Raw genomic sequence first — 9,347 nt, 5'->3', positions numbered from 1 at the left:
CCCGAGATAGGCGCCACCGGCGAGATCGGGTGCGGTCGCCGCATGAATCGCGGGCAGCGCGCCCTGGTCGGCCGGCTGCGCGAGATAACGGTTCGCGGCGCGCATCAGCGCGGCACGGGCGGGCGAACTGTCCATCGCCGGGCCTGCGAACTGCAGGTTGGTCGCCGCGTAGCCGGGGTGCGCGGCCACGCTGATCCCGGAGAATGCCGCGCGCTCGAATCGGCGCTGCAGCTCGATCGCGAATACAAGATTCGCGAGCTTGCTGTCGCAATAGGCGAGATAACGGTTGTAGCGGTGCTCGGCGCGCAGGTCGTCGACGCGGATCCGGCCGCCGCGGTTGAAGCCGCTCGACATCGTCACGACACGCGCACGGCGCGCGGCGCGCAGCGCGGGCAGCAGATGGCCGGTCAGCGCGAAGTGGCCGAGATGGTTGGTGCCGAACTGCATCTCGAAGCCGTCGTGCGTATGGCGCAGTGGCAGGAACATCACGCCGGCGTTGTTGCAGAGGATATCGACGCGGCCATGGCGCTCGGCCACATCGGCCGCGAAGCGTGCGATCGATGCGAGATCGGCGAGGTCGAGCGCGTCGACTTCGACGCGGGCATCGGGATGGAGCCTGCGGATCGCGTCGGCCGCCTGCTCGGCACGGGCGGCGTCGCGGCAGCCCATCACGACCGTCGCGCCTTTCGCGGCCAGCGTTTCCGCGAGCTGCCAGCCGAGCCCGCTGTTGGCGCCGGTCACGACCGCGACCTTGCCACCCTGCGCCGGGACGTGGCGCGCGCTCCATGCATGCATGTCTGCCTCCATCGGCGCGACCGGGAGGCCGCGGCACGTAATCATTACATTGAGTGGTGTAAAGATAGTGCGCGCAGGCGTGGCAGACAAGCGGGGGAATTAGACCGGCGCTTCTAGGCCGGTGCAGCGTTGGGTGCCGCGTGCCGTGACGCGCGGCCGGCAGGATTTACCTGCCGCCGGCCAGCGCGAGTACTTCGGCGGCGGAGATCATCGCGGCCGCGTTCGCGGGCGCCGGGCGTTCGGCCGGGCGGAAGACTTCGTCGCCACGGTGGATCACCTGTCGCGACAGCGCGCAGGTGCCGGTGCGTTGCGCGAAGCGGCGGCGCCAGCGCTGTTCACCGTAGTGGCAGCGGCCGGGTTCGACCCAGCGGACGACGAGCAGCGTATCGGAACGTTCGAGGATTTCGACGTGGACGTCGGCGGGATCGAGCGCAGGCAGGGATTTGGAGGCCTTCATTTTGCCGTTTCCTAAAGCTCGTGCGGTTCGGCCGTGGCAGTGGATGTCACTACCCGATGGCGAATCCGTAGCGGTTTCCATGAGTGGTGCGCTAAATGTAAGCGTCTGTGACCGGAAAAAACATCCTGTCTGGCTCAAATTACCTTTTGCCGATTTAGAAACAATCCAAGCTTATTTTCTTGGAAACCACAGACAAAAACGCCCCGGACGCGAAGTCCGGGGCGGGAAATCGGCCTGCGCGCCGTGTCTGCTCGCCCAGTCACGGAGCCCATCGCCGGGGGACGGAGGTGCCCGCAGGGACCGAACGCGGGCGGGGAGGTGATGGACCGGAAGCGCAGTCCGGTACGCCATGATGGCGCGCGCATCCCGTTGAGACCCTGACGTGAACATGACTTTTTTGTCAGTTTGGCGTGGCGTCGCGCCCGGACGGATGCGAATGAACGCCTGGATGGCCCGCCGGTATTGGGCATGCGCGGATCTCGGGACATGCTCTCGGGCGCCGTCGAACGCCGGATCCTTGCTCAACCGCCCGATTTCCCCACCCGGGTAAATACTGAATCCCGATTCCGTGACAAACGCGAAATCACTTCCTATGATTGGTTGGACCTTTAGTCCTTTGTGCCAATCGGCCGACGGGTGGCCGGCTTTTCGGGAGAGTTGCTCATGAGATTGCAGGGCAAGCGCGCGCTGGTCACGGCGGCCGGGCAGGGTATCGGGCGCGCGACCGCGCTGCGGTTCGCGAGCGAGGGCGCCGACGTGCTGGCGACCGACATCAACGAAGCCGCGCTCGCGCGGCTCGAGGCCGACGCGGAACGCGCGGGCGGCCGGCTGACCACGCGGCGGCTCGACGTGACCGATGCGCAGGACGTCGCGGCGCTCGCCGCAAGCGAGCGCGCGTTCGATGTGCTGTTCAACTGCGCGGGCTTCGTGCACCACGGCTCGATCCTCGACTGCGACGACGACGCATGGGCGTTCTCGCTGAACCTGAACGTCACGTCGATGTACCGGCTGATCCGCGCGCTGCTGCCCGCGATGCTCGAGGCAGGCGGCGCGTCGATCATCAACATGGCGTCCGCCGCGTCGAGCGTGAAGGGCGTGCCGAACCGCTTCGTCTACGGCACGACCAAGGCGGCCGTGATCGGCCTGACCAAGGCGGTGGCCGCCGATTTCGTCGAGCGGGGCATCCGCTGCAACGCGATCTGCCCGGGCACGATCGAATCGCCGTCGCTGGAGCAGCGCATCGCGGACCAGGCGCGCACGCGCCACGTGTCGACCGACGAGGTGCGTCAGGCGTTCGTCGCGCGCCAGCCGATCGGCCGTATCGGCAGCGCGGAAGAAGTGGCCGCGCTCGCGCTGTACCTCGCATCCGACGAAGCTGCGTTCACGACCGGCGCGATCCACCTGATCGACGGCGGCTGGTCGAACTGACCACGCTTTCCCCTTCACTTTCCGTTTCCGCACGACACGACATGAAACTGCTGAGATTTGGCGACAAACACCATGAAAAGCCGGGCCTGCTCGATGCGCAGGGCCACATTCGCGACCTGTCCGGCGTGATCGACGACATCGCCGGCGCCGCGCTGGAGCCAGCCTCGCTCGCACGGCTGCGCGACATTCCGCCGTCGTCGCTGCCGCTCGTCGAAGGCACGCCGCGGCTGGGCGCGTGCGTCGGCCGCGTCGGCAAGTTCATCTGCATCGGGCTCAACTATTCCGACCACGCGGCCGAATCGGGGATGGACGTGCCGAAGGAGCCTGTCGTGTTCGGCAAGTGGACGAGCGCGATCTCGGGGCCGAACGACGACGTCGAGATTCCGCGCGGCTCGGAGAAGACCGACTGGGAAGTCGAACTCGGCGTGGTGATCGGCCAGGGCGGCCGCTATATCGCGGAAGCCGACGCGCTGTCGCACGTTGCCGGCTACTGCGTCGTGAACGACGTGTCGGAGCGCGAATTCCAGCTCGAACGCGGCGGCACGTGGGACAAGGGCAAGGGCAACGACACGTTCGGCCCGCTCGGCCCGTGGCTCGTGACGGCCGACGAAGTGCCCGATCCGCATGCGCTGCGGCTGTGGCTCGACGTCGACGGCCATCGCTACCAGAATGGCACGACCGCGACGATGGTGTTCCGCGTGCCGCACCTGATCAGCTACCTGAGCCGCTTCATGAGCCTGCAGCCGGGCGACGTGATTTCGACCGGCACGCCGCCGGGTGTCGGTCTCGGGCAGAAGCCGCCCGTCTATCTGCGCGCCGGGCAGGTGATCACGCTCGGCATCGACGGGCTCGGCGAGCAACGCCAGCGCACCGTGCAGGCCTGAATTCCTTTCGCGGACGATTCGCCATGCCTATCATTCGATCGATGCGCGTCCTCGACGTGCGCTTCCCGACCTCGCGCCAGCTCGACGGCTCCGATGCGATGAACCCGGACCCCGATTATTCGGCGGCCTACGTCGTGCTCGAAACCGACCGCGACGGGCTCGAAGGTCACGGGCTCACGTTCACCATCGGGCGCGGCAACGAGATCTGCTGCGCGGCGATCGACGCGATGCGTCACCTCGTCGTCGGCCTTGACCTCGACTGGATCCGCGCGGACATGGGCCGCTTCTGGCGGCACGTCACGTCGGATAGCCAGTTGCGCTGGATCGGCCCCGACAAGGGCGCGATCCACCTGGCGACGGGCGCTGTCGTCAACGCGGTGTGGGATCTGTGGGCGAAAGCCGAACGCAAGCCGCTGTGGCGGCTCGTGGCCGACATGAGTCCCGAGGAGCTGGTGCGCGCGATCGACTTCCGCTACCTGACCGACTGCCTGACGCCGGACGAAGCGCTCGACCTGCTGCGCCGGCAGGCTCCGGCCAAGGCCGAGCGGATCGCGCTGCTCGAGCGCGACGGCTACCCGTGCTACACGACGTCGGCCGGCTGGCTCGGCTACAGCGACGACAAGCTGCGGCGCCTGTGCCGCGAAGCCGTCGAAGCCGGGTTCGAGTACGTGAAGCTGAAGGTCGGCGCGAACCTGGAAGACGACATTCGCCGCGTGACGATCGCGCGCGAGGTGATCGGCCCGGACCGCAAGCTGATGATCGACGCGAACCAGGTGTGGGAAGTCGATGAGGCGATCGACTGGGTGCGCGAGCTGGCGTTTGCGCGGCCGTGGTTCATCGAGGAGCCGACGAGTCCCGACGACGTCGAAGGGCATCGCAAGATCCGCGACGCGATCGCGCCCGTGCAGGTCGCGACCGGCGAGATGTGCCAGAACCGCGTGCTGTTCAAGCAGTTCATCGCACGCGGTGCGATCGACGTCGTGCAGATCGATGCGTGCCGGCTAGGCGGCGTGAACGAGATTCTCGCGGTGATGCTGATGGCCGCGAAGTACGGGCTGCCCGTGTGCCCGCATGCGGGCGGCGTCGGCCTGTGCGAGTACGTGCAGCATCTGTCGATGATCGACTACATCTGCATTGCCGGCACGAAGGAAGGGCGCGTGACCGAATACGTCGATCACCTGCACGAGCATTTCGTCGAACCGTGCGTCGTGCGCGGCGCGGCGTACATGCCGCCGACGGCGCCCGGTTTCTCGATCGAGATGAAACCCGAATCGCTGGAGCAATACCGGTTCCGCGGCTGACACGCGTTGAGCGTGCCGACAACATGAACGACGGAGACGCGAAGTGGATTTGAACCTGCAACACAAGGTCGTGATCGTGACCGGCGGTGCGTCGGGCATCGGCGCCGCGATCTCGATGCGGCTTGCCGAAGAAGGCGCGATTCCGGTGGTGTTCGCGCGCCACGCGCCCGACGATGCGTTCTGGCGCGCACTCGTGCAGAAGCAGCCGCGTGCCGCGTGCATCTCGGTCGAATTGCAGGACGATGCGCAATGCCGCGATGCAGTCGCGGAAACGATCGCGCGCTTCGGCCGGCTCGACGGCCTGGTCAACAACGCGGGCGTCAACGACAGCATCGGGCTCGATGCCGGGCGCGACGCGTTCGTCGCATCGCTCGAGCGCAACCTGATCCACTACTACGTGATGGCGCACTACTGCGTGCCGCACCTGAAGGCGACGCGCGGCGCGATCGTCAATCTCTCGTCGAAGACGGCCGTGACCGGGCAGGGCAACACGAGCGGTTATTGCGCATCGAAGGGGGCGCAGCTCGCATTGACGCGCGAATGGGCTGTCGCGTTGCGCGACGACGGCGTGCGCGTGAACGCGGTGATTCCGGCCGAGGTGATGACGCCGCTGTACCGGAACTGGCTCGCCGGCTTCGACGACCCCGATGCGAAGCTGGCCGGCATCTCGGGCAAGGTGCCGCTCGGCAAGCGCTTCACGACGGCCGACGAAATCGCCGATACGGCCGTGTTCCTGCTGTCGGAACGCGCATCGCACACGACGGGACAGTGGCTGTTCGTCGACGGCGGCTACACGCATCTCGACCGTGCGATCAGCTGAGGGCAGCGATCCATGCAACCCGACCCGAACCCGAACACCGCGCCGCCGCTGATTGCGTTGACCGGCATCGGCAAGCGCTTTCCGGGCGTGCAGGCGCTCGACGACTGCCGTTTCGACCTGCGTGCCGGCGAAGTGCATGCGCTGATGGGCGAGAACGGCGCCGGCAAGTCGACGCTGATGAAGATCCTGGCGGGCGTCTACCAGCGCGACGAAGGCGAGATCCGGATGGACGGCCGCGCGGTGGAGATCGCCGATCCGCGCGCGGCGCAGGCGCTCGGGATCGGCATCATCCATCAGGAACTGAACCTGATGAACCACCTGAGCGTTGCGCAGAACATCTTCATCGGCCGCGAGCCGCGCGGCCGCTTCGGCGTGTTCGTCGACGAAGCGGCACTCAACCGCGACGCGGCCGCGATCTTCGCGCGGATGCGCCTCGATCTCGACCCGCGCACGCCGGTTGGCCGGCTTACGGTGGCGAAGCAGCAGATGGTCGAGATCGCGAAGGCGCTGTCGTTCGACTCGCGCGTGCTGATCATGGACGAGCCGACCGCCGCGCTCAACAACGCGGAGATCGCCGAGCTGTTCCGCATCATCGGCGACTTGCGCAAGCACGGTGTCGGCATCGTCTACATCTCGCACAAGATGGACGAGCTGCGCCAGATCGCCGATCGCGTGACCGTGATGCGCGACGGCAAGTACGTCGCGACCGTGCCGATGGCGGACACGTCGATGGACGCGATCATCGCGATGATGGTCGGCCGCCAGCTCGCCACCGAATCCCGCACGCCGCCCGATACGTTCGCGAACGACGTCGCGCTCGAAGTGCGCGGGCTGTCGCGCGGCCGCGCGATTCGCGATGTCGGCTTCACGCTGCGGCGCGGCGAGATTCTCGGCTTCGCCGGGTTGATGGGTGCGGGCCGCACCGAGGTCGCGCGCGCGGTGTTCGGCGCGGACCCGGTCGACGCGGGCGAGATTCGCGTGCACGGCAAGACCGTGACGATCCGCACGCCGGCCGACGCGGTGAAGCATGGTATCGGCTACCTGTCCGAGGATCGCAAGCACTTCGGGCTAGCGGTCGGGATGGACGTGCAGAACAACATCGCGCTGTCGAGCATGCGTCGCTTCGTGCGCCGCGGCGTGTTTCTGGATGCGCGTGCGCTGCGCGACACGGCGCAGTCGTACGTCCGGCAGCTCGCGATCCGCACGCCGTCGGTGGCGCAGCCGGCGCGGCTCCTGTCGGGCGGCAACCAGCAGAAGATCGTGATCGCGAAATGGCTGCTGCGCGACTGCGACATCCTGTTCTTCGACGAGCCGACGCGCGGCATCGACGTCGGTGCGAAAAGCGAGATCTACAAGCTGCTCGACGCGCTCGCCGCCGCGGGCAAGGCGATCGTGATGATCTCGTCGGAACTGCCCGAGGTGCTGCGCATGAGCCACCGGATTCTCGTGATGTGCGAAGGGCGCGTGACCGGCGAATTGCGCGCGGCCGACGCCACGCAGGAAAAGATCATGCAGCTCGCGACGCAGCGCGAGTCGACCGTATTGTCCTGATTCAGCCCCTACGATCATGTCCAACGATACGCATCCCGTTCCACCTCTCGCTACCGGCGACACACCGCCCGGCGCATCCGGCTTCCGAGCGCGCTTCTTCAACCCGGCCGCGCGCCAGAAGCTGCTCGCGTTCGCGAGCCTCGTGCTGCTGATCGTGTTCTTCAGCATCGCGTCGCCGAACTTCCTCGAAGTCGACAACCTCGTCACGATCCTGCAGGCCACCGCGGTGAACGGCGTGCTGGCCGTCGCCTGTACGTACGTGATCATCACGTCGGGCATCGATCTGTCGGTCGGCACGCTGATGACGTTCTGCGCGGTGATGGCCGGCGTCGTGCTGACGAAGTGGGGAATGCCGCTGCCGCTCGGGATCCTGGCCGCGCTGTTCTTCGGTGCGCTGTCGGGCAGCGTATCGGGCTTCGTGATCGCGAAGATGAAGGTGCCGCCGTTCATCGCGACGCTCGGCATGATGATGCTGCTCAAGGGGCTGTCGCTCGTGATCTCGGGCACGCGGCCGATCTACTTCAACGACACGCCGGGCTTCACGTCGATCGCGCAGGATTCATTGATCGGCAACCTGATTCCCGCGCTGCCGATTCCGAACGCGGTGCTGATCCTGTTCCTCGTCGCGATCGGCGCGTCGATCGTGCTGAACCGCACGATCTTCGGCCGCTACACGTTCGCGCTCGGCAGCAACGAGGAAGCGCTGCGACTGTCGGGCGTGAACGTCGATGCGTGGAAGATCGCGGTCTACACGTTCAGCGGCGCGGTGTGCGGGATCGCCGGGCTGCTGATCGCGTCGCGGCTGAATTCCGCACAGCCGGCGCTCGGGCAGGGCTACGAGCTCGATGCGATCGCGGCCGTGGTGATCGGCGGCACGTCGCTGTCGGGCGGCGCGGGCAGCATCGTCGGCACGATCATCGGCGCGTTCATCATGAGCGTGCTGACGAACGGCCTGCGCATCATGTCGGTCGCGCAGGAATGGCAGACGGTCGTGACGGGCGTGATCATCATCCTCGCCGTCTATGTCGATATCCTGCGCCGGCGGCGCCGTTGATACATGCAGCCACGCAGGCATGTGCTTCACCGCCGGTTCCGGCCGGCGTTCCAGTCGTTTTAGTCGATACGAAAAAAGGAGACGCGAAGTGATCAGGAGCAAGGTGTTGAACGCGATCGTCGGGCTGACGTTCGCCGTCGGCGTCACGGCCGGCGCACAGGCGCAGGAAACCTACATCCCGCTGATCTCGAAGGGCTTCCAGCATCAGTTCTGGCAGGCCGTGAAATCGGGCGCGATGCAGGCCGCGAAGGACTACAAGGTGAAAGTGACGTTCGAGGGTCCGGAAACCGAGGCGATGGTCGACAAGCAGATCGACATGCTGTCGGCCGCGATCGCGAAGAAACCGGCCGCGCTCGGCTTCGCGGCGCTCGATAGCAAGGCCGCGCTGCCGCTGCTGAAGAAGGCGCAGGCGGAGAAGATTCCGATGATCGCGTTCGACTCGGGCGTCGACAGCGACATTCCGGTGACGACAGCCGCGACCAACAACAAGGCCGCCGCGTCGCTCGCCGCCGACAAGCTCGCCGCGCTGATCGGCGACGAAGGCGAGGTGGCCGTGGTCGCGCACGACCAGACGAGCCGCACCGGCATCGACCGCCGCGACGGTTTTCTCGAACGGATGAAGTCGGCGCACCCGAAGGTGCAGGTCGTGACCGTGCAGTACGGCGAAGGCGACCAGCTCAAGTCGACCGAGGTGACGAAGTCGATCCTGCAGGCGTATCCGAAGCTCAAGGGGCTGTTCGGCACCAACGAGGGCTCGGCGATCGGCGTGGTCAACGGCGTGCGCGAGATGAAGCGCAAGGTCGTGATCGTCGGTTACGATTCCGGCAAGCAGCAGAAGGATGCGATCCGCAGTGGGCTGATGGCCGGCGCGATCACGCAGAACCCGATCGGGATCGGCTACAAGACGGTCGAGGCAGCCGTGAAGGCGATCAAGGGCGAGAAGCTGCCGAAGGTCATCGATACCGGTTTCTACTGGTACGACAAGACCAATATCGACGATCCGAAGATCGCGGCGGTGCTGTACGACTGAACGTTGCGTCGCCGCCGCCGCGGCGAC

General features: G+C 66.6%; 9 protein-coding genes. 7 read left to right on the top strand and 2 right to left on the bottom strand.

From position 1 onward, the window contains the following. Nucleotides 1–795, bottom strand: a 795-nt coding sequence (locus tag G3O06_RS34420; protein WP_205818874.1) for an oxidoreductase, incomplete at its 3' end; no start/stop codon positions are given. A gap of 166 nt (nucleotides 796–961) precedes the next feature. Beyond that, nucleotides 962–1,252, bottom strand: a complete 291-nt coding sequence (locus G3O06_RS34415; RefSeq protein WP_039366241.1) for a DUF3331 domain-containing protein — start codon at nucleotides 1,250–1,252, stop codon at nucleotides 962–964. Nucleotides 1,253–1,915: 663 nt separating this feature from the next. Between G3O06_RS34415 and G3O06_RS34410 the strand changes: the two genes are divergently transcribed. The 7 genes from G3O06_RS34410 (at nucleotide 1,916) to G3O06_RS34380 (ending at nucleotide 9,320) form a co-directional block, all read left to right on the top strand. Continuing rightward, nucleotides 1,916–2,680 (top strand): SDR family oxidoreductase, encoded by a 765-nt coding sequence (locus tag G3O06_RS34410; RefSeq protein ID WP_205818873.1) that lies wholly within the window; start codon nucleotides 1,916–1,918, stop codon nucleotides 2,678–2,680. A gap of 41 nt (nucleotides 2,681–2,721) precedes the next feature. Then, nucleotides 2,722–3,564 carry an ureidoglycolate lyase gene (locus tag G3O06_RS34405; RefSeq protein ID WP_205818872.1) on the top strand — a complete coding sequence of 281 codons (843 nt, stop codon included), beginning with the start codon at nucleotides 2,722–2,724 and terminating at the stop codon, nucleotides 3,562–3,564. A gap of 23 nt (nucleotides 3,565–3,587) precedes the next feature. Then, on the top strand, nucleotides 3,588–4,865 hold the full coding sequence (locus G3O06_RS34400) for an L-fuconate dehydratase (protein ID WP_174970189.1): 1,278 nt from the start codon (nucleotides 3,588–3,590) through the stop codon (nucleotides 4,863–4,865). A 43-nt stretch (nucleotides 4,866–4,908) separates the two neighbouring features. Then, complete coding sequence (locus G3O06_RS34395; protein ID WP_205818871.1) at nucleotides 4,909–5,685, top strand: SDR family oxidoreductase; 777 nt, start codon at nucleotides 4,909–4,911, stop codon at nucleotides 5,683–5,685. Between the two features lie 12 nt (nucleotides 5,686–5,697). Next, nucleotides 5,698–7,236 carry a sugar ABC transporter ATP-binding protein gene (locus G3O06_RS34390; RefSeq protein ID WP_205818870.1) on the top strand — a complete coding sequence of 513 codons (1,539 nt, stop codon included), beginning with the start codon at nucleotides 5,698–5,700 and terminating at the stop codon, nucleotides 7,234–7,236. Between the two features lie 16 nt (nucleotides 7,237–7,252). Then, nucleotides 7,253–8,290 carry an ABC transporter permease gene (locus G3O06_RS34385; RefSeq protein ID WP_174915979.1) on the top strand — a complete coding sequence of 346 codons (1,038 nt, stop codon included), beginning with the start codon at nucleotides 7,253–7,255 and terminating at the stop codon, nucleotides 8,288–8,290. 88 nt (nucleotides 8,291–8,378) lie between these two features. Beyond that, nucleotides 8,379–9,320 (top strand): ABC transporter substrate-binding protein, encoded by a 942-nt coding sequence (locus G3O06_RS34380; protein ID WP_205818869.1) that lies wholly within the window; start codon nucleotides 8,379–8,381, stop codon nucleotides 9,318–9,320. Nucleotides 9,321–9,347: the final 27 nt, after the last annotated feature.

Origin of the sequence: Burkholderia sp. Ac-20345, assembly GCF_017104825.1 — a bacterium.
In the GTDB taxonomy this organism is placed as follows: Bacteria; Pseudomonadota; Gammaproteobacteria; order Burkholderiales; family Burkholderiaceae; genus Burkholderia; species Burkholderia lata_B.
Note: the sequence above shows the minus strand (reverse complement) of the source record. Positions and strands in the feature narration are given on the sequence as shown.